Origin of the sequence: Paracoccus shanxieyensis, from assembly GCF_009711265.1 — a bacterium.
Classification (GTDB): Bacteria; Pseudomonadota; Alphaproteobacteria; order Rhodobacterales; family Rhodobacteraceae; genus Paracoccus; species Paracoccus shanxieyensis.
Window position 1 is genome coordinate 1 of sequence record NZ_WMII01000023.1, and the last position, 18,336, is coordinate 18,336.

15 protein-coding genes, 4 pseudogenes and 1 other annotated feature are annotated in these 18,336 nt (G+C 63.5%); of the genes and pseudogenes, 3 read left to right on the forward strand and 16 right to left on the reverse strand.

From position 1 onward, the window contains the following. Window positions 1-140: 140 nt before the first annotated feature. From GL284_RS17900 to GL284_RS17920, 5 genes and pseudogenes are all read right to left on the reverse strand, one after another. Window positions 141-375: pseudogene (locus GL284_RS17900) on the reverse strand (transposase); the annotation flags it as partial. A 244-nt stretch (window positions 376-619) separates the two neighbouring features. Continuing rightward, window positions 620-1,048: a PIN domain-containing protein gene (locus GL284_RS17905; protein WP_112887237.1), complete on the reverse strand. Its 429-nt coding sequence runs from the start codon at window positions 1,046-1,048 to the stop codon at window positions 620-622. Window positions 1,049-1,051: 3 nt separating this feature from the next. Further along, window positions 1,052-1,303 carry a type II toxin-antitoxin system Phd/YefM family antitoxin gene (locus GL284_RS17910; RefSeq protein ID WP_080620421.1) on the reverse strand — a complete coding sequence of 84 codons (252 nt, stop codon included), beginning with the start codon at window positions 1,301-1,303 and terminating at the stop codon, window positions 1,052-1,054. 53 nt (window positions 1,304-1,356) lie between these two features. Continuing rightward, the gene (locus GL284_RS17915; RefSeq protein WP_425274248.1) at window positions 1,357-1,755 is read right to left on the reverse strand and encodes a DUF3363 domain-containing protein; all 399 of its coding nucleotides are present in this window, start codon (window positions 1,753-1,755) and stop codon (window positions 1,357-1,359) included. A 195-nt stretch (window positions 1,756-1,950) separates the two neighbouring features. Then, window positions 1,951-2,151, reverse strand: a pseudogene (locus tag GL284_RS17920) (hypothetical protein); the annotation flags it as partial. Between the two features lie 237 nt (window positions 2,152-2,388). Between GL284_RS17920 and GL284_RS17925 the strand changes: the two are divergent. After that, the gene (locus tag GL284_RS17925; protein WP_150350662.1) at window positions 2,389-3,438 is read left to right on the forward strand and encodes a GSU2403 family nucleotidyltransferase fold protein; all 1,050 of its coding nucleotides are present in this window, start codon (window positions 2,389-2,391) and stop codon (window positions 3,436-3,438) included. Between the two features lie 98 nt (window positions 3,439-3,536). Here GL284_RS17925 and GL284_RS17930 read toward each other — a convergent pair whose 3' ends face one another. The 5 genes and pseudogenes from GL284_RS17930 to GL284_RS17945 all read right to left on the reverse strand — a co-directional run bounded on the left by GL284_RS17930 (window position 3,537) and on the right by GL284_RS17945 (window position 6,460). After that, the gene (locus GL284_RS17930) at window positions 3,537-4,178 is read right to left on the reverse strand and encodes an ABC transporter ATP-binding protein (protein ID WP_051578028.1); all 642 of its coding nucleotides are present in this window, start codon (window positions 4,176-4,178) and stop codon (window positions 3,537-3,539) included. Continuing rightward, on the reverse strand, window positions 4,175-4,393 hold the full coding sequence (locus tag GL284_RS21960) for an ABC transporter ATP-binding protein C-terminal domain-containing protein (protein WP_423212618.1): 219 nt from the start codon (window positions 4,391-4,393) through the stop codon (window positions 4,175-4,177). Before GL284_RS21960 ends, GL284_RS17930 begins: the two co-directional genes overlap by 4 nt. 66 nt (window positions 4,394-4,459) lie before the next feature. Further along, window positions 4,460-4,834: pseudogene (locus tag GL284_RS21965) on the reverse strand (ATP-binding cassette domain-containing protein); the annotation flags it as partial. Further along, window positions 4,809-4,933, reverse strand: a sequence feature (AL1L pseudoknot). (Overlaps the previous pseudogene by 26 nt.) Then, window positions 4,841-5,214: pseudogene (locus GL284_RS17940) on the reverse strand (transposase); the annotation flags it as partial. (Overlaps the previous feature by 93 nt.) Window positions 5,215-5,383: 169 nt before the next feature. After that, window positions 5,384-6,460 carry an ABC transporter substrate-binding protein gene (locus GL284_RS17945; protein ID WP_080620435.1) on the reverse strand — a complete coding sequence of 359 codons (1,077 nt, stop codon included), beginning with the start codon at window positions 6,458-6,460 and terminating at the stop codon, window positions 5,384-5,386. Window positions 6,461-6,648: 188 nt separating this feature from the next. Here GL284_RS17945 and GL284_RS17950 point away from each other — a divergent pair, with 188 nt between their 5' ends. Then, window positions 6,649-7,350: an FCD domain-containing protein gene (locus GL284_RS17950; RefSeq protein WP_155045920.1), complete on the forward strand. Its 702-nt coding sequence runs from the start codon at window positions 6,649-6,651 to the stop codon at window positions 7,348-7,350. An 87-nt stretch (window positions 7,351-7,437) separates the two neighbouring features. Here the strand turns inward: GL284_RS17950 and GL284_RS17955 are convergent, their stop codons facing one another. Together GL284_RS17955 and GL284_RS17960 are read right to left on the reverse strand one after the other, a co-directional pair. Beyond that, the gene (locus tag GL284_RS17955) at window positions 7,438-8,766 is read right to left on the reverse strand and encodes an MFS transporter (protein WP_196216806.1); all 1,329 of its coding nucleotides are present in this window, start codon (window positions 8,764-8,766) and stop codon (window positions 7,438-7,440) included. Between the two features lie 131 nt (window positions 8,767-8,897). Continuing rightward, on the reverse strand, window positions 8,898-10,130 hold the full coding sequence (locus GL284_RS17960) for an aminopeptidase P family protein (protein WP_150350660.1): 1,233 nt from the start codon (window positions 10,128-10,130) through the stop codon (window positions 8,898-8,900). Window positions 10,131-10,235: 105 nt separating this feature from the next. Between GL284_RS17960 and GL284_RS17965 the strand changes: the two genes are divergently transcribed. Next, window positions 10,236-11,135 carry a LysR family transcriptional regulator gene (locus GL284_RS17965; protein ID WP_150350659.1) on the forward strand — a complete coding sequence of 300 codons (900 nt, stop codon included), beginning with the start codon at window positions 10,236-10,238 and terminating at the stop codon, window positions 11,133-11,135. Here GL284_RS17965 and GL284_RS17970 read toward each other — a convergent pair. From GL284_RS17970 to GL284_RS17990, 4 genes are all read right to left on the reverse strand, one after another. Then, window positions 11,103-12,098 carry a bile acid:sodium symporter family protein gene (locus GL284_RS17970; protein ID WP_150350658.1) on the reverse strand — a complete coding sequence of 332 codons (996 nt, stop codon included), beginning with the start codon at window positions 12,096-12,098 and terminating at the stop codon, window positions 11,103-11,105. The two genes, GL284_RS17965 and GL284_RS17970, sit on opposite strands and share 33 nt — an antisense overlap. A 771-nt stretch (window positions 12,099-12,869) precedes the next feature. After that, window positions 12,870-14,369 carry an NCS1 family transporter gene (locus tag GL284_RS17980; RefSeq protein ID WP_155045921.1) on the reverse strand — a complete coding sequence of 500 codons (1,500 nt, stop codon included), beginning with the start codon at window positions 14,367-14,369 and terminating at the stop codon, window positions 12,870-12,872. A 90-nt stretch (window positions 14,370-14,459) separates the two neighbouring features. After that, window positions 14,460-16,241 carry a hydantoinase B/oxoprolinase family protein gene (locus tag GL284_RS17985; protein WP_028718942.1) on the reverse strand — a complete coding sequence of 594 codons (1,782 nt, stop codon included), beginning with the start codon at window positions 16,239-16,241 and terminating at the stop codon, window positions 14,460-14,462. Window position 16,242: 1 nt separating this feature from the next. After that, a complete protein-coding gene (locus tag GL284_RS17990) occupies window positions 16,243-18,318 on the reverse strand; it encodes a hydantoinase/oxoprolinase family protein (protein WP_150350657.1) in 2,076 nt (691 codons plus the stop codon). Between the last annotated feature and the right edge of the window lie 18 nt (window positions 18,319-18,336).

Below are 18,336 nucleotides of genomic sequence, written 5' to 3' on the forward strand. Positions count from 1 at the left end.
CCCGCTGGTCAGCGCGATACGCACCGCATCCCTGCGAAATTCATCCGTCCTGCCTGTGCCCATGGTTCATCTCCTTTGCTGCACATTACGTGATCAAAGGAGCGGCACCAAACCGCGACAGGTCCAATCCTCGCCCCTTGGGCGCGTATCATGGTGCTATCGACCATCTGAAGCTTGTCAGGCGATTTCCGCATGGTTCAGAGCGTCCAGGATATGCTCCCACAGCCCGACCAGCGTCCAGCGGCGGAACTGGCGGCAGACCGACGACCACTTGTCAAACTCTTCAGGAAGGTCACGCCACGGCGCTCCCGTCCGCGCTATCCAGATAATACCATCCAGAAAAAGACGATGATTGGATGGCTTGCGCCTATTCGGCTGTTATCCCGCCTCGCCGACTTTCTGCCCTGGGCGGCACTGGTCGCGCCTGGCGTGGTGCTGAACAAGGACGGTTCGTTCCAGCGCACGGCGAAGTTTCGCGGACCGGATCTGGACTCTGCCGTCGCGGCCGAATGGCTGCGCACGGCGAAGCACCCCCGTTTCCGAAAAGTGGCGGCGCTGATCCGGGAACAGGCCGGTCGAGAAATGCAGGTCTGGCCGCAATCCTTGGCCGAATGCCCTGCTATGCGGGCAGTTCCTTCAACGGATTTGCATAGGGCACGCCGAGCGGCGCGAAATGCCGCTCGTTGGCGGTCAGCACCGTCAGGCCATGCGCGGCAGCCGTCGCCGCGATGGCGATGTCCTCGAAGCCCGGACCATGGGCACGCGCCTGGTCGAGGATCGCCCCGGCCTGACGAGCCTCCTCGATGCCGAAAGCGAGGATCCGGCTGGCGTAGAAATGCTCGACCGCAGCGAGCCAGCGGCGCAGCGCCGGGGCCTTGCTGCTGGCGCCGATCCTGACCGCCCGGGCGATGCCGGCCTCGATCTCGGCGATGGTGATGGCCGAGAGATAGAGCCGGTCGCTGTGGACGCGCATCCATGCAGCGAGAACATCGGTGTCTCGCCTCGTCGGCGCGGAGGCCGAAACGATGTTGGTATCGAGCAGGTACAAGATTCAGAGGCTCGTATCCCGCAGCGCGCGTGCAGGCTTGCGGGTGCGTTCGGGGATATCCTCCGGCTGGCCGGGAAAGGCCAGCAGCAGGTCGGCGAAATCCGGAACTCGCGAGATGCGCTGCCATTCCTCGAAGGAGAGCAGCACCGCCTCCTTGCGGCCGTGCCGGGTGATGACCGTCGGCTCGCCGGCCACGGCCTGATCGACCACGGCGGAGAGCGTCGCCTTCGCATCCCTGAGCTGGAGTTCCTTCATGGCCGTTCCTCGCAATGACTATATGTAGTCATATGGGATGGCAACACCGGCCGTCAAGGTGATCGGCCCCACAACCCCAGCCCACACTTCCGGCCGAAGCTCCAGTCCACGCCACCATCGCCACGCGCGACACCGGAGACATGCTGACCCAGATGCCGTTCGAGCGAGGGCGTCCACGGCACCAGCTTGAAGCCGAGCCCGTCGTCGATCATGGCAAAGCGGCCGGAGGCCAGGGCGAATAGCCGGCGACAGGTGACCCCGATGCGGGTGACGAGTTCCGCCTGGCTCAAGCCCGTAGCGCGGTGCCGCGCGGCCAGCGCGGTCGCCGCCTGTGCACGACCCGGCGCCCAACCCCAGCGCACGCCCAGCACCGCCGTCACTGCGATAAGGGCGTGAAAACCCCCTTCACCCCGCTCGAGCGCCCCGAGCGCCGGCAGGCTGATCTGCGCCATGGAGGCGACATCGGCCTGTGTCAGCCCGGGCACGGCGCGTCGCACAGAGAAGAACCATGTCAGGAATTCTTGCTATTTCCAGTGACAAAAAGGAAAGGATTCTTGACACCATCTGCATCACCTTGATTGGGGGCGCCAGAGAGGAGCGTCAAAAAGGGCGGAAAGCGGTCTCATGGCGGTGCGGCAGGGCAGCTGCGCACTGCCACAAGCTTCTATCGCCACGACGCAAGAGGGCAGCTGGCTGAAAAATTCCAGCACCTGAGCCCGCCGCAACGTCTTGCGCAGAACGGCCCGTCCTGTGCCGTCGGCTCCATGCACCTGGAGCACAGTCTTCGGCAGATCGAGCCCGACCGCGACAGTCTCGTCATGACCGCTCCCCTTTGTGGATCGTTGCAGACCCACCCTGGCACATTCGATGCCACCGGGGGGCGGTCACATCATCAGAGGCGGGCAATCTTCTCTAGAAAGCTGAGGCTACCCGGGGGGTCTGTGCCTCGATAGATCTGAGGTCAAAGAGGTCGTTATGATCGGCGATGTCGCGGAGGCGCTTCACCGATAGGACAACACATCTTATTGAATTTTTTCAATTTGGTGATTATTCTCTGGAATGTAGCACCCTGGAGTCCCAAATTCATGTATTACAGTGCTTTAGACAGCCGCGTGATCCGTGACCGGGTTGATCTCGTCGCCACGTTCGAAGAGTGGCAACGGGTCAGGAAGCTATCACAGAACGAACTTGGCGGAAACATGTCTTACGAGTTCCGCGCGGACCGCGAATATTTGTACCGCAGAATGACAAAAGGCGGGATCAGGTCGACCCGAAGCCTTGGCCCTCGATCTGACAAGACCGACGCAATTCTTGGGCATTATCTGCGACAGAAACAGGAGGCCGAGGAGCGTCTCGCAACTTTGGCCGGAAAGATCAACCAACTGGCCGCGGTCATGCGGGCGCTCAACCACCAGCGTGTCCCCAGCATCGCCGCCAGGCTGATCCGCAAGCTGGATGAAAGCCCGGCAGCCGCCCGGTTTCGAGTGGTGGGGACCCATGCCCTTTACGCCTATGAAGCCGCAGCGGCGGTGACGTTCGAAGGAGAGATGGTCGCCACCGGAGATCTGGATGTTCTGATCGACGATCGCGCGCCCTTGCGCATCGCAATTGACGGAGAAGCGAGAGGCCTGGAGGCCATCGCCAGATCCGTCGACCCGTCATTCCAGCAGCGGCAGAAGGGAGATTTCCGGCTGATCAACAAGGACGGGTTCATGGTCGAGTTTATCCGCCCCGAGGCGCGACCAGCGCATCGGGTCATGCCCGGCCAGATCAGCGGCGTCGACGGGGATGCCGTTCCGGCCCCGATTGTCGGTCTGGAATGGCTCGTGTCTGCACCTGCCTTCACGGCAATTGCCATCGATGACCGCGGCTTTCCGGTCAGAATGACCGCGCCAGCACCGGCCATATGGGCGGCGCACAAGCTTTGGATTTCCCAAAGAGCAGACCGCGATCCCGGCAAGGCCGCGCGTGACAGGATTCAGGCTGAAGCGGTCCTCAGCCTGATCAAGGATCGGCTGCCACAGGAAAAGCTGGACCCGGGCAAGCACAGCGCCCTGCCAAGATTCGTGGCGGATCTGACAACAGTCGGACCAGCAAGATCTGATCAGAAGAGACTCGCGCCAGACTGGGAATGATGCATCCGGTTAAGTAGCCAAGTGAACCTTCGAGGCCGGTGCCTCCATGTGGATCGGAGCGCACAGATATCCACATTGGGAGCGGTCGATGCTGCAAGTCACGCCAACAGCCGCCCCTTTTCCAAGTAATAGCGACGTGTGCAAAGCGCGCCCAGAAATGCCTCGTCCTGCTCGACCAACAGCATCGTCAGGTGCAGCCGGTCGCGCAACATCAACAAGGCCTCGACGATTTCGTCGCGGATCGAGGGCTGGATGCCTTCGGTCGGCTCGTCCAGCATCACCAACCGGGGCGCCGCGCAAAGACAGCGGGCCAGAGCCAGGATCTGCTGTTCGCCCCCGGACAGCACACCGCCCGGTCGCCCGGCAATGGGCGCGAGGCGCGGAAAAAGCGCAGTCATCTCTTCGGCCCGGTCCAGCGACTGGCCGCCCGCCAGACAGGCGGCCTGCATGTTTTCACGCACCGTCAGCTGTGGAAAGATCCGCCGCCCTTGCTTGACATGGCCCAGACCCAGCCTCGCGCGCCGGTGGATGGGCAGCGCGGTAATGTCGCGGCCCTCCATACCTATCCGCCCCTGCGTCGTTGAAAGATCGCCGCCGATGGTCATCAGCAGCGTGGTCTTGCCCATGCCATTGTCGCCAAGAATGCCGACGAACTCGCCCTCGGCCACATGCAGCGTGATGTCGCGCAGGATCGGGATCTGACCATAGCCCGAATGCACCCCTGTTAGTTCCAGCATCATGCCACTTCCTTTCCCAGATAGACGTCGCGCACACGCGGGTCCGAAAGCACCTGACGGGCCGGACCCTCGACCAGAACCGAGCCCTGATTGAAGACGGTGATGCTGCGCGCGATGCGGCGGACGAAGGCCATGTCGTGCTCGACCACGATCACCGAGCAACTGCGGGCCAGTTCCACCAGCAGATCGCCCAGCCCCTCGACCTCGGATCCGTTCATGCCGGCGGCCGGCTCGTCCAGCAGAATCAGTGCCGGGCGCGGCGCGATGACCGTCGCCAGCTCGACCAGTTGGCGCTGGCCATGGGCCAGTGTCCCGACCTGGGTGGCGGTAAGATGGGCGATGCCGATCCGCTCCATCACCTCGTCGCAGCGCTGTCAGGTCAGAGAGGACGGCAGATTGCGCAGCGCCGCCAGCATGACGTTTTCGCGCACCGTCATCGCATTGAAGACGGACGGCACCTGCGTCTTGATCCCCATCCCGGCGCGGGCGATCCTTGCACTGCTTTGACCGATGATGGACTGCCCCTGAAACAGAACCTCTCCCGCGCTGGGACGATACTGCCCCGAGAGCATGCGGAAAAAGGTCGATTTCCCGGCGCCGTTGGGGCCGATCAGACAGTGCAATTCGCCCTCGTGCAGCGACAGGCTGACATCGCGCACCGCGCCGATCGGCTCGACCCCGTGCGCGTCCCGATGCGCGTCGATGAAACCCACCATCACTTCGATCGGCGGACAAGCTCCGCCATCGCAAAATACGCTGACGCCTTGCGAAGGATCTCGTTCGCCTGGCGCAGCTCGCGGTTCTCGCGTTCCAGCGCCTTCATCTTCTCGGCCATCTCGCTGGAGACGCCCGGACGCTTGCCGCTATCAACCTCGGCCTTCTTGACCCAATCGTTCAAGGTCTGAGGCGCACAGCCGATCTTCGCCGAAATCGACATGACCGCCTGCCACCGCGATCCATGCTGACCCTCATTGTCCAGGACCAACCGCACCGCGCGGTCACGCACTTCCGGAGAAAACTTGTTCGTTGTCTTGCTCATGATGCTCCACCTTACTCAGGAGTTGGAGCCTCCGGCAAACCCGGCGCGGTTCATCGTCCCAGACCCACCCTGGCACAGCGAAGCCGTCGGGGGGGGCGGTCACATCATCAGAGCCCCTGCCTTACGGAAGCGTTGGTCAGCTCCCTTCATTCCAGATGGCCTAGGTGGCTCAACTGGCCGCAAGCCACGCACTGAAGCGTTCCGACAGTTCGGCCTCATGATCCGCCCAGAAATCATAGGACGATCCCAGCGCATTCTTCATATTGTCGGGATTTGTTGGCATGTTCGGCGCCATCTCTGTCTTGCCGTCCTGATAAAGCCCGACCAGCGGAGCAGAAGATTTGCGCGCCGGGCCGTAGCTGATCCACTTTGCCTGATCGGCCAACCGCTGCGTGCTGGTCGCAAAGGAAATGAACTTCAGCGCGGCATCCTTGTGCGGTGCGCCCTTGGGAATGGAGAACAGGTTGTACTCATAGACCTGACCGTCCCAGACGATCTCGAACGGCCGGCCCTCGGATACGGCGGCGTTGAAGATGCGGCCATTATAGGCGGTGGTCATCACCACCTCTCCGTCCGCCAGAAGCTGTGGAGCCTGTGCGCCCGACTCCCACCAGACCACGTCCCGCTTGATCGTATCCAGCTTGGCGAAGGCGCGGTCGAGCCCCTCTGGCGTGGCCAGCGCCTCATAGACCTGATCCGCCGGAACGCCGTCGCCCATCAACGCCATCTCCAATAACGCCTTGGGCGCCTTTTTCAGGCCGCGCTTGCCGGGAAACTTTTCCGCATCGAAGAAATCGGCGATGGTCTTGGGCGGGTTGTCGCCATAGCGGCTGCGGTCATAGGCGTAGATGGTCGAAAAGACGATCGAGCCCACCGCGCAATCGCTCAGCCCCTGCGGCAGGAAATCCTCGGTCGCGGGCGTGCCGTCGGGGGCGGCAGGCAGAATGGCCGGGTCGATCCGTTCCAGCAGCCCCTCATCGCACAGGCGAATGGCATCGGCATATTCGATATCCGCCACGTCGGTCGTGACATTGCCTGCCTCGACCTGCGCCTTGAGCGGAATGGCCGGGTTGTCGCTGTCAAGCGACAGGACGCCAATGCCGGTCTCCGCGGTAAAGGGCTTTTGATAGGCTTCCACCTGGCTTTGGCTATAGGTGCCACCCCATGACATCACCGTGATCTGTTCGGCCATTGCGGCGGTTGCTGTCATGGCCAGCGCAGTGCCAAGGATGAGAGTTCTTTTCATGATGATTTCCCGTGTTGGATGTGATTATCATCCGCCCGACCAATGCCGGCGTGGCGAATTGTTCCTTTTTTCCGAGAAGAAAAGCCCGGGTTGGGCACGGTGTCAAAGGAGCTTTGCTCAAGATGAAATGAGAGAAACTAATGTGATCAGAAATCGAGACTATCGCCTTTGGGCAAAGGAGCATCGTGGTGCATCAAGCTGATGTCGGTTCTGCGCTTCTTTGCCTGCTTGAGAACTTGCAGATCGGTGACCGCCTGCCGCCCGAGCGCGCACTGGCGCAGCACATGGGCTGCAGCAGGCAGACTTTGCGCGCAGGACTTGCGCGCTTGCAGCGCCAGGGGCTGATCTGGCGCCATGTCGGACAGGGCACCTTTGTCGGTCCCCCACCCCGCGCACTGTCGCTGCATTCTGCCACGCTTCCAGCCGAGGTATCGGCAGGCGATCTGCTGCGGGCGCGCGTTGTTCTGGAACCTGCCATAGCTAGGGAGGCAGCAACACGCCGCGAGGAGGCGGATATCAGGGAGCTGCACCTGCTGGTTGACGGGGGGCGCCGCGCACAGCGATTTGCCGAATGCGAGCAAGCCGACAGCGCCTTTCACAATGCGATCGCACGGATGACACGCAGTCCAGCCATCGCGGGCACGATGGCGTGGCTGTCATCGGCCCGTCGCCATGCCGCGTGGCAACGCGATTGGGAACGCAGCTATCGCGGATTGGCGCCAGCAACGTTTCAGACCAGCCACAGCGATCAGCATCAGCGGATCGTCGAGGTGATAGCCGCGGGGGATGGAGATGCCGCTTTTGACGCGATGCAACTGCATCTGGAAGACATTGCCGCGGCCTTCCTGCCTGCGCGGGCCTGCAATCGACCGGGCGTCATCAACCGATAACGCCGCCGGTTCCGCGAATGCAAAAAGCCGACCCCACGTGGCCGGCTCTCGCTTGTCGGAGATTGATCGTCGGACGCTTCGTCGCCGTCATTCCTCCAGCGGCTTGCCGGCGGTTTCGCGCGCGGCCAGCATGGCGACCAAGGCGACGACCGCGGCTGCGACCAGATACCAGGCCGGGGCGGTCTTGCTGCCGGTGGCCGAGATCAGCCAGGTGGCGACGAAGGGCGCCGTGCCGCCGAACAGCGCATTGGCGGTATTGAAGCTGAAGGCAAAGCCGGAATAGCGCACCCGGGTCGGAAAGATCTCGGTCAGGAAGCAGGGCAGCGTGCCGTCGTTCACGGTCAGGAGCGCCCCGAAAATCACCTGTATCAGCACGATCATCGCGAAGCTGGCGCCCTCCAGCATGCCGAACAGCGGCACGGTCAGGACGATGAACAGCACCGAGGCCGCGATCAGCGCCGTCTTGCGCCCGAAACGATCCGACAGCAGGCCCATCAGGAAGATCAGGAAGATATAGGCAAAAAGCGCGATGCTGTTGGCCAGGAACGAGGCGCTTTCCTCCATGCCCATTTCGGTAATCAGATAGGTCGGCATATAGCTGAGGATCAGGTAGAAGCCGACGGCGTTCAGGCAGGTGACGGCAAAGGCGCGGACGATCGGCTTGCGATAGGTGGTGAACAGCTCGCGGGTCGGCGTCGCCTCGACATGGTGCCTGGCCTCGAGTTCGCGAAACTTCGGCGTGTCCTCGAGCTTCAGCCGGATATAGAGCCCGACCAGGCCCAGCGGAAAGGCCAGCAGGAAGGGCAGCCGCCAGCCCCAGCCATGCAGTTGCGCGGTGTCCAGCTGCGAAAACAGCAGCGCAGACATCAGCGAGCCGGCCAGAAGACCGGCGGCCGTGCTGGCGGGGACCATGCTGGTGTAGAAGCCGCGTTTTGCGGGCGGCGCATATTCGGCCACGAAGGACGTCGCCCCGGCATATTCGCCCGAGGCGGAAAAGCCCTGCACCATGCGGACCAGCAGCAGCAGCACGGGCGCCAGCATGCCGATCTGGTGATAGGACGGCAGCAAGGCGATGACCGTCGTCGCCCCGGACATGATCAGGATCGACCAGGACAGCGCGGTCTTGCGGCCGATGCGGTCGCCGATGCTGCCCCAGACGATGCCGCCGAGCGGGGGGATGACGAAGGAAATTGCAAAGACCGCGAAGGTCGCCAGCAGTGCGGCCTGCGGCGCGATCTCGGGGAAGAAGACCGCGGCGATCACGGTGGCGAAATAGCCATAGGAGGCATAGTCGAACCATTCGACGAAATTGCCGATGAAACTGGCGGTCAGAACCTTGCGCAGGACGGCCGGGCTGGCCTGGGCGTCGGTTGCGCGGTCCGAACCCGCCGCGGCGGGGATGGTCATGGTGGTCATGGTCTCCTCCCATGGGAACCGATGATGGGGACGATCATCGTCAACGGCGCGATCCTCCCGGTCGGCCGGACAGCTTTTGCGGACTGGCAAAAGCGGAACCGGCGGAGCCTGTGGCCCCGCCGGTCGTTGGATCAGGCCGCCTTGGCCTTGCCTTTGACGATCAGGTGGTCGGGGCCATAGGGGAAGCCGGTGATGTTGCGGTTGCCGGTCTCCTCGATCACCAGGATGTCGTGTTCGCGGTAGCCGCCGGCGCCGGGCAGGTGGTCGGGGATGGTGATCATCGGCTCCATCGAGACGACCATGCCGGGTTCCAGCACGGTGTCGCAGTCCTCGCGCAGCTCCAGCCCGGCCTCGCGGCCGTAATAGTGGCTGAGGACGCCAAAGCTGTGGCCATAGCCGAAGCTGCGGTATTGCAGCAGGTTCTCGGCGGCATAGATCTCGTTCAGCTCGGCGGCGATGTCGGCGCATTTCGCGCCGGGGACCAGCAGCTCCTTGCCGCGGTCGTGGACCTTGCAGTTGATTTCCCACAGCCGCAGGTGTTCGTCGCTGGCATGTTCGGCAAAGAGCGTGCGCTCCAGCGCGACGTAATAGCCCGCGACCATCGGGAAGCAGTTCAGGGACAGGATGTCGCCGGCTTCGATCTTGCGTGCCGTGACCGGGTTGTGCGCGCCATCGGTGTTGATGCCGGACTGGAACCAGGTCCAGGTGTCCATCAGCTCGCCCTCGGGCCAGGATTTCGCGATCTCGCGCACCATGGTGGCGGTGGAATGCAGCGCGACCTCGTGCTCCGGAACGCCCACGGCGGCGGCTTCGACGCAGGCCGCGCCGCCGATGTCGGCGATGCGGGCCATTTCGGTGATATGGGCGATTTCCTCGGCGGATTTCACCATGCGCAGCCGCATGGCCGGGGCGGCGATATCAACGAATTCGATTCCGGGGAATTCCGCTTTCAGGGCCGCCAGAGTGTCGAGATTGACATGGTCGAATTCGATGCCGATCCGCCTGGCGCCGCCGATGACCTGGCGAATGGCGTGAAAGTAGTTGTCCTTTTGCCAGTCGGTATAGGTCAGGTTCTTGCCGCCAAAGGTGCGCCGCCAGGGTTGGCCACCGTCGATGCCGGCGCTGATCGAGGTGGCGTGCTGGTGATCGACGAAGAAGCCATAGCGCCGCCCGAACTGGCAGAACATGAAATCGGCGTAATAGTTGATGTTGTGATAGCTGGTGAACAGGGCCGCGTCGATCTGGCTGTCAGCCATGTATTTGCGGATCGCGTCCAGACGCCGCTGCATCTCGGCATCTGAAAAGGTGCCCTTCGCTTTCTTGCCATTCCCCACATAGTCCTGCAGTCTTTCGCGTTCGGTCATTCATTCCTCCTTGCATAAGATTTCCTGGAAGGATGCCGGCCAGGCTTGCAGCGGTCAAAGGATCATTTATAAACCTGTATTTAGATTTTCTCATGAAAGACCTTCATGTCGCAACCGCCGCTCAATGCCTTGCGCGCGTTCGAGGCCGTCGCGCGGACCGGCAGCTTTCAGGCCGCCGCCGAGGATCTGCACGTCACCCAGTCGGCGGTCAGCCACCAGATCAAGCATCTGGAACAATGGCTTGGAGCGCCCCTGTTTGATCGCAGGGGTCGGTCGCCAAAGTTGCTGCCGCGCGCCGTCGCTCTGGCGCGCGACCTGACCATGGCCCTTGACGGCATCGATGCGGCCTGCCGCCGGGCCCGCCCGGCCTCATCAGAGGGCACGCTGGTGGTCGCAGCCATTCCCTCGGTGGCCATCTGCTGGCTGATCCCGCGCCTGCCCGCGTTCCGGGCCCTGCATCCCGACATCCAGCTTCGCGTGATCTATGCCCATCACGGCCACGAGATCGACTTCACCTCGACGGATGTGGCCTTCACGTTCGCCGACGCACAGCCCGTCGGTGAAGGCATCCTGTCCCAGCCCTTCCTGTCCGGGCGCAGCATGCCGGTGGCGAGCCGCGCCTTGGTCGGGCCCGGCCCGACCGAGGCCTCGGCCGAGCGGCTTCTGGAACTGGGGCTTCTGCATGACACCGATCTTTCCGGTTGGAAGACCTGGTTTGCCCGCGCCGGTCTGTCGGCACCGACGCGCTTGCCGGGCAGCATCTTCGAGGATTTCAACCTGCTGCGCGCTGCGGCGCTGGCCGGGCAAGGCGTCGCACTGTGTTCGCTGGCGATGATCCAGCCCGATCTCGCCGCCGGGCACCTGGTTCAGCTGTCGGATATCTCGGTTCTGGAAGAGTTCGATTATTACCTGACCCAGTCCAACCTGACGCCCCGCGACGCAGGCCGCCGCAAGGCCAGGCAGACCTTCCTGTCATGGATCGACGACGCTCGCACGCAGGCCTGAAGCGCCTAGGCCGCCGCTTGCATAGCGCCGCGCCAGCATTGCGCCCACCATGATCTGGATCTGGTTGTAAAGCATGATCGGCAGAACGATCATGCCAAAGCCGGCGGCGCCCGCGAACAGCACCTGCGCCAGCGGCAAGCCGGAAGCCAGGCTTTTCTTCGAGCCGCAGAAAACCGCCGTGATCTCGTCCGCGCGCGACAGGCCCAGCCTGCGCGCCCCGGTCATGGTAAAGCCGATCACCGCAAGAAGCAGCACCAGGCACAATGCCCCTGCCAACAGCAATCCGCTAATCGGCAGGACCTGCCAAAGCCCTGCCGTGGCGGACTGAGAGAACGCGGAATAGATGATCAGAACGATCACCCACTGGTCATAGTCCGACAACCATCGGCTGTTGCGCTGCAACGGTCCACCCAGCCAGCGATGGGCAAGCTGGCCCAGGCCGAAGGGCAGAAGAAGCTGCAGGCACACGTCCGCCAGCGTCTGGCCAAGATCCATCGCCTCGCTGGCCGCCGAACCGATCAACATGCTCATCAGCAGCGGCGTCAGCAAAAGCCCGAATACGTTCGATCCGGCGGAATTGCATACGGCGGCCGGCACGTTGCCCTTGGCCATGGCAGTATAGGCGATCGAGGATGACACGGCCGAGGGCAACACGCCCAGATAGACGAACCCGAGCGCCAGATCCGGAGGGAGGATCGAGCCGGGCAGCAATCTCAGCGGCAGAACCAGCAAAGGGAAGACCGCAAATGTTGTCGTCAGAATGAACAGATGCAACTTCCATCGCTTGAGCCCATCCAGGATAGTGCGCGGCGACAGTGCAGCGCCGTGCAAAAAGAAAAGAAGCGCCACGGCCGACGTGCCGAGCGTCTCCACAAGGCCGGCAGTAGCTCCGGTAGCCGGCATGACGGTCGCCAGCGCGACTGCGCCGATCATCAGCAGCAAAAAGGGATCGGTTTTCTTCAAGGCTACGACCTTTCCTGTGCAATGCCGCTGTCGCGACGTCGGGCAAGGTTCTGAGGCTTCTTCACATTGGTCTGCAAATTGGTCTGCGTGGTTAGGCACGGGTGCCATCGCGTCCGCTGATCGCAGCGACGCCCACCAGGGCGATGTCGATCACATTCCACTGCTGGCCGACATGAACCAGCAGGTGCTACCGTCGCGGATTATCCGCCTGGTTGATGATCTTGGCTATGATCTGGGGACGCGCTGGCTGAAATGGCAAGGGGATTGGAACGGACCGGAGCTAAGGCATCGGCGATCCGTTGCAATACCGCGCATCACTATGCGCCCGTGCTTCGAGGGACCGTCCTGATACCCTTTGTCGACATGGCCGATCTGGCGGCGGGCCGGGCGGTAGGAAGCAACTGACAACGGGCCGTCCGATGTGACGAGTTTTCCGGCACTGCGGCAGACTGGCATTTTCGTTTCAGCGTAGGCACCGCACGAGGCTGTGCGGCCTACTTCTTGAACCAGTCGGCACTGTTGAACGCGATCCTTGGCATCAAGAGCGCGGGGTCATCGGATGCCACCACTGCGATCCTCTAGACCGCTGCAGCCGATCCGGCTGCCGAAGGCGCGCGAATGCAGTTGGTCGTCTGCACGAATTTTCCTATAATCGCGCAGACGTCGGCGGGAAATGCCGAGCCAGGCATCGTCCAGTAGAGTGGCAGGGCCAAACTCCAGCACGGTGGATTCGAATAAGCCGGCGGACTTTGCCGCCAGCCTTTCCCTCGCCTACAGGTCTTCGCGATCGCCCGCGTTGCCCGATCCGCAGGGTATGCGGGCAAAGCGGCCGCTGCACAGATGCACCCAGTCCACCCCGACCGAGGCGGCCAGATAGTCGTCCGACTCGCGCGACTCGAGTTCTGCCTGGCCGTAGCGCGACAGCACCAGTCCATGCATCAGCGCCAGATACAGAAGAAAGCCCAGCGGGAAGCCGATCACGAAGGCGTAGACCGACCACCAGGCCGCGATGGCGCCCGCCAGCACCCAGGCGATCAGCCCGGCCGGGTTGAAGCCGCGGCCATAGCGATACTGTCCCTCGGGGTCGTAAAGCGCCGGGACGTTCAGGCGACGCCGTCGGATGACATAGTAATCCGCGACCATGATGCCGCCGATGGCCGACAAAAAGGCGCCGTAATAGCCCAGGAATACGAAAAGATTGTCGAGGATCTGCCAGGGAAAGCACAGCGTGCCGACCACGCCCGCGATGATCACGGCCATCCGATAGTTGATCACGCGCGGCGCAAGGTTGACGAAGGTCAGCGCGGCGGGGATCAGGTTGGCCGAGTTGTTCGTCGACCATTGCGCGAGCACGACCAGCACCAGCAGGACCAGCAGCGCAATGCCCTGTGCATCCCCTTGGATCACCTCGACAGGGTTCCAGTTGCCGGTGGCGATGAAGGAGACCGCGCCGATCCCGGCGATCATCGCCTGCGTTACGGGCAGTGCAACCAACTGCGCCAGGAAGATCGAGCGGTTGCGGCGGAAAAAGCTGCGGGTGCCGGTCTGGGTCTCGACGAACCGTGTGAGGTTCGGAATGTCGATGGCCATCGTCGACCAGAAACTCATATTGGCGATGAACAGCACGATCAGCGAGGCTTGTCCCTCGGCCCGGAAGGTCCAGATGTTCAGCCCCTTGGTCTGGGCAATGCCGTCCAGGGTGAAATACATCCAGGCAGAAATCGCGATGATGGCCGGAGCGGCCAGCGAGGCCAGCCGCTCGACCGACTTGATGCCCAGCATGGTATTGGCGACCTGCACGGCGGCAAAGAGTGCATACCACAGGAACCAGTTGGAAAAGCCCAGGAAGTATTCGCCGATTCCGTTCAGTGCCAATGCCCCCAGATAGGTCTGGATGCCAAACCACATCGCCGCCACGACTCCACGCGAGACTGCCGGCAGATGCGTGCCATAGAGGCCGAAGGGCGCGCGCAGATAGACCGCAAAGGACAGCCCGTGCTCGGTGCCGATGTCGGCTGTCAGCAGCATCAGCGCGCCGATGGCCAGGTTCGCCAGCAGGATCGTCAGGGCAACCGTGCCCAGGCTGAACCCACCCTGGATGCCGGTGGCACCCAGCGAATAGGTGGCGATGATGACCGCGATGCCGACCCAGATCCAGGCATAGCCCAGCATGCCGATGGGCCGCTGGCTGGCTCGGGTGGGCAGGATGCTTTCCTCGATCAGGGCTGTGCGGTCGCGCCCGGCCGCCAGCCCGTCCTGTGTCAGTGACATGGTTCTGTTCCCTGTGAGTTGGTTTCATGCGGCCGTCGTGCGGCCGTTCTTTCGCCGAAATGAAAGGGCCGCGCGATGCGGCCCCCCTGGTCAGTCCTGGCGCTGCATCGCAAGGCGCAGCTTCTCGGTGGTGGCCAGATCCACCGTCTCGGCCTCGAGGTCGATGGCGACGCCATAGACCTCGCGGGCATCCTTGAGGGTGCAGAACCCGTCCAGAACGTCCTCCAGCACCTTGCGGGGCGCGCGGTTCAGCGGATTGCCGTAGCCGCCGCCGTTTGGGCTGTAATAGGTCATCACGTCATCGGCGCCGACCGACAGGCCCGAGAACTTGGAATGCATCTCCTGCTCCTGTCCGGGCCTGGATGGATTGCTGATCGTGCAGCGCCCTACTGCGCCGTCCTGTCCGCCGAAGATGCCCCAGGGCGCATCGGTATGGCGTTCGGATTCGTGGGTGATGAAGGCCGGCGTTAGCACCCGCTGCGCCTTGACGACCCCGATGCCGCCCCGGAACTGGCCCGCGCCCGGAGGGGCGTCGTCGCGCAGCTCGTAGCGGTCGCAGATCATCGGGATATGCATCGCCAGGTCTTCCAGCGGGTTGTTGCGGGTGTTGGCCATCAGGTTGTCGATGCTGTCCGGCCCGTCGCTGCGCGGCCGCCCGCCATAGGCACCCTCGTTCACCTCGAGAAACACCCAGTAATCGCCCGAGGGCCGCACGCCGGAATAGGCCGCAAAGCTGATCGAGGCCGAGGATCCTGCGATCACCTGTTCCGGCATCACCGGTGCCAGCGCGCGGATGATCAGGTCGATCATGCGGTTGCACTGGGTAAAGCGGGCCTCGGCCGAGGCGGGGGCGCGGGGGTTGAAGATCGACCCCAGCGGCGCCGTAACCTTGATCGGGCGGAAGGAGCCCTCGTTCGACGGCACCCGCGCGTCCGAGGTGGCGGCATCCAGCAGCAGTTTGCGGAAACCCGCATAGGCGGCGACCTTGGTCGAGCCTTCGAAGGGCACGTTATAGGCCGTGGGGGTCTGGTCGGCCGAGCCGGTCAGGTCCACCTCGACCTCGTCGCCGCGCACGCGGACCGTCACCTTGACCTTCAGGCGCTGGTCGCGGTTGCGGCCGTCGTCGTCCAGCCAGCCCTCGGCCGTGTAGTCGCCATCCGGGATTTCGCTGATGCGCTGGCGGGTCATGCGCTCGGCGTAATCCATCAGCTGGTTGGCGGCGCCAAAGATCGTCTTCTCACCGTATTTCTCGAGCAGTTCGACAAAGCGGCGCGCGCCCAGGCGGGCCGAGGCGATCTGCGCCTCGATATCCGCCACCAACTGCCCGGCTGCACGGGAATTGCGGCGGATATAGTTCCACATGGCGTTGTTCGGCTCGCCCTTGCGGTAAAGCTTGGTGCCTGCGAACAGCATGCCTTCGGCATAGACATCGGGCACGTCGATGATCAGGCCCGGAGTCGCCGCGCCGATATCGACGTGGTGCGCGGTGTTTCCGGCAAAGCCCACCAGCCGGCCCTGGAAGAACACCGGCACGACGATGGCCAGGTCGGGGGTGTGGGACGAGCCGTGATAGGGGTGGTTGTGGACGACCGCGTCGCCTTCATACCATTCGCCGTCCTCCAGCGTTTCGGCGATGCCGCGCAGATAACCGGGGATCGAGCCGATATGCATCGGCGTCGATTCCGACTCGCAGAGCGTGTTGAAATCGGTGTCGAACAGGCCCGCGCCCAGATCCTGGCTTTCCCGGATGATCGAGGAAAACGACATCCGGTAAAGCACATGGCCCATTTCCTCGGCAATGGTCTCGAAGGCGCCGCGGACGACCTGCAGCGTGATCGGATCGACCTCGGTGATCTTGCTCATCTGGTTCATCTCACGCCCCCTTGCTGATGCGCGTGTTGCCGTAATCCAGCGTCTCGGCCACATAGCCGGGCGGGACCAGGGTGGTGGAATTGTGCTGGACGAGGATCGCCGGCCCCGGCACGCGGTCGCCCGCGAACAGCTTCGTGCGGTCGTAGCGCGGTGTTTCCAGCGTCCGGCCGCAGTCGAAGGTGGTCGGGCGCACGAACATCAGCGCCCGGTCGATCGAGCTGCCGTCGGTGGGCTGCACCTTGGGGATCTCGATCCGGCGCACGCTGGCCGAGCCGATGACCCGCAGCGTGATCAGTTCCACCTCGGCCTTGCGATAGGCATAGCCGTAGTCCTGTTCATGCGCGTCGTGGAAGCTGTCGATGATGACCTGCTTGTTCTCCTGCGTCAGCGGCCCGTCGGGGAAATCGGCGCGCAGTTCGAAGCCCTGGCCCTGATAGCGGCATTCGGCGATGATCTTCAGATCCTGCGACTCGCGCGCGATGCCGTCCGCGTCCAGTTCCTCGTGTACGGCCTGGCACAGCTTTTCGACATTGTTGTTGATGCGAGCGAGTTCCGCGTCGCTTGCCGAGTTCAGGATCAGAATCCCGGCCTCGGTATGTTCGTATTGCAGGTCGGTCTTCAACAGGCCCACGGCAGCGGTGATGCCCGGCGCCACCGGCACGACCACGTCGCGGGCGCTGACCGCCTCGGCCAGGGCCACGCCGTGCAGCGGACCCGCGCCGCCGAACGGCATGATGGAAAATTCCCGAGGGTCGATGCCGCGTGCCACCGAGTTCGACCGGATCGCCAGCGCCATGTTGTTATTGATGATCCTGATGATCCCCAGCGCCGCGTCGTTGACCGACAGGCCCAGGGGCCGGGCGATCTTTTCCTCGACCGCCTTGCGGGCCAGGTCCGCGTCCAGCCGCAGGTCGCCACCAAGCGCCATGTCGGGGTCGAGGCGTCCCAGCACAATCTGCGCGTCGGTTACGGTCGGCTCATCGCCGCCGCGGCCATAGCAGGCCGGTCCCGGCTCGGACCCGGCCGAGCGCGGGCCGACGTTGAAGCCGCCGGCGTCGTCGATGAAGGCGACCGAGCCGCCGCCAGCGCCGATGGTCACCAGGTCGATCATCGGCGTCAGCACCGGATAGCCCGAGACATAGGTGTCGCGCTGGTTCATGATCTTTAGCTGCCCGCCGGGGATGGTCGAGATGTCGGCCGAGGTGCCGCCGATGTCGACGGTGATGATGTTGGGCGTGCCGGCCATCTGGCCCTCGGACGCACCGCCGATGACGCCGCCGGCCGGGCCGGACATCAGGATGCGGATCGGGCGTCGCGCGCAGGATTCGACGGTCGAGACACCGCCGTTCGACTGCATGATGCGCAGTTTCGAGGTAACGCCCGCCTCGCGTAGCCGCGCATCCAGATCGCGCAGATAATAGGCGGTCTTGGGGCCGACATAGCAGTTCATCGCGGCGGTCGAGAAGCGTTCGTATTCCCGCATGACCCGCGCCAGTTCCGACGACATGGTGACATAGGCGCCGGGAATTTCTTCCAGCACGATCTCCTTGGCGCGGGCCTCGTGGGCGTCGTTCAGGAAACTGAACATGAAGCCGATCACGACCGAGCCGATGCCGCGCTTGCGAAACAACGCGCAGGCGTCGCGCACGGCCTGTTCGTCCAGCGGCTCGGCGATTTCGCCCGTCGGCGGCAGGATGCGCTCGCGCACGGCGATGCGGTTGCGGCGCTTGACCAGCGGCTGGCTTTGCCAGGGCACGTCGAAGTGCAGGCTGAAGTTATAGGGCCGCTTGTGGCGCCCGATATGCAGGATATCGCGGAAGCCGTGGGTGGTGATCATCCCGCATTCCGCGCCGTTGTGCTCGATGGTGATGTTCGTCGCGGTGGTGGTGCCGTGGACGATGGTCTCGACCTCGGACGGGTCGATCCCCGCCTGGTCGCAGATGCCCCTGACGCCCTGCACCACGCCGATCGACTGGTTCTTCAGCGTGGTCGGAACCTTGTGGTAAAAGACCCCCTTTGCGCATTCGAGGACAAGATCGGTATTCGTCCCGCCCACATCGACGCCAATCCTGGCCATGTGACACCTCTCTGTTGG

What these genes read in the sequence shown, in the direction of transcription:
- GL284_RS17910 (WP_080620421.1), bottom strand. Translation starts at nt 1,303, where the DNA reads ATGAAGGAACTCCAGCTCAGGGATGCGAAGGCGACGCTCTCCGCCGTG.
- GL284_RS17915 (WP_425274248.1), bottom strand. Translation starts at nt 1,755, where the DNA reads ATGGCGCAGATCAGCCTGCCGGCGCTCGGGGCGCTCGAGCGGGGTGAA.
- GL284_RS17925 (WP_150350662.1), top strand. Translation starts at nt 2,389, where the DNA reads ATGTATTACAGTGCTTTAGACAGCCGCGTGATCCGTGACCGGGTTGAT.
- GL284_RS17930 (WP_051578028.1), bottom strand. Translation starts at nt 4,178, where the DNA reads ATGATGCTGGAACTAACAGGGGTGCATTCGGGCTATGGTCAGATCCCG.
- GL284_RS21960 (WP_423212618.1), bottom strand. Translation starts at nt 4,393, where the DNA reads ATGAACGGATCCGAGGTCGAGGGGCTGGGCGATCTGCTGGTGGAACTG.
- GL284_RS17945 (WP_080620435.1), bottom strand. Translation starts at nt 6,460, where the DNA reads ATGAAAAGAACTCTCATCCTTGGCACTGCGCTGGCCATGACAGCAACC.
- GL284_RS17955 (WP_196216806.1), bottom strand. Translation starts at nt 8,766, where the DNA reads ATGACCACCATGACCATCCCCGCCGCGGCGGGTTCGGACCGCGCAACC.
- GL284_RS17960 (WP_150350660.1), bottom strand. Translation starts at nt 10,130, where the DNA reads ATGACCGAACGCGAAAGACTGCAGGACTATGTGGGGAATGGCAAGAAA.
- GL284_RS17965 (WP_150350659.1), top strand. Translation starts at nt 10,236, where the DNA reads ATGTCGCAACCGCCGCTCAATGCCTTGCGCGCGTTCGAGGCCGTCGCG.
- GL284_RS17980 (WP_155045921.1), bottom strand. Translation starts at nt 14,369, where the DNA reads ATGTCACTGACACAGGACGGGCTGGCGGCCGGGCGCGACCGCACAGCC.
- GL284_RS17985 (WP_028718942.1), bottom strand. Translation starts at nt 16,241, where the DNA reads ATGAACCAGATGAGCAAGATCACCGAGGTCGATCCGATCACGCTGCAG.
- GL284_RS17990 (WP_150350657.1), bottom strand. Translation starts at nt 18,318, where the DNA reads ATGGCCAGGATTGGCGTCGATGTGGGCGGGACGAATACCGATCTTGTC.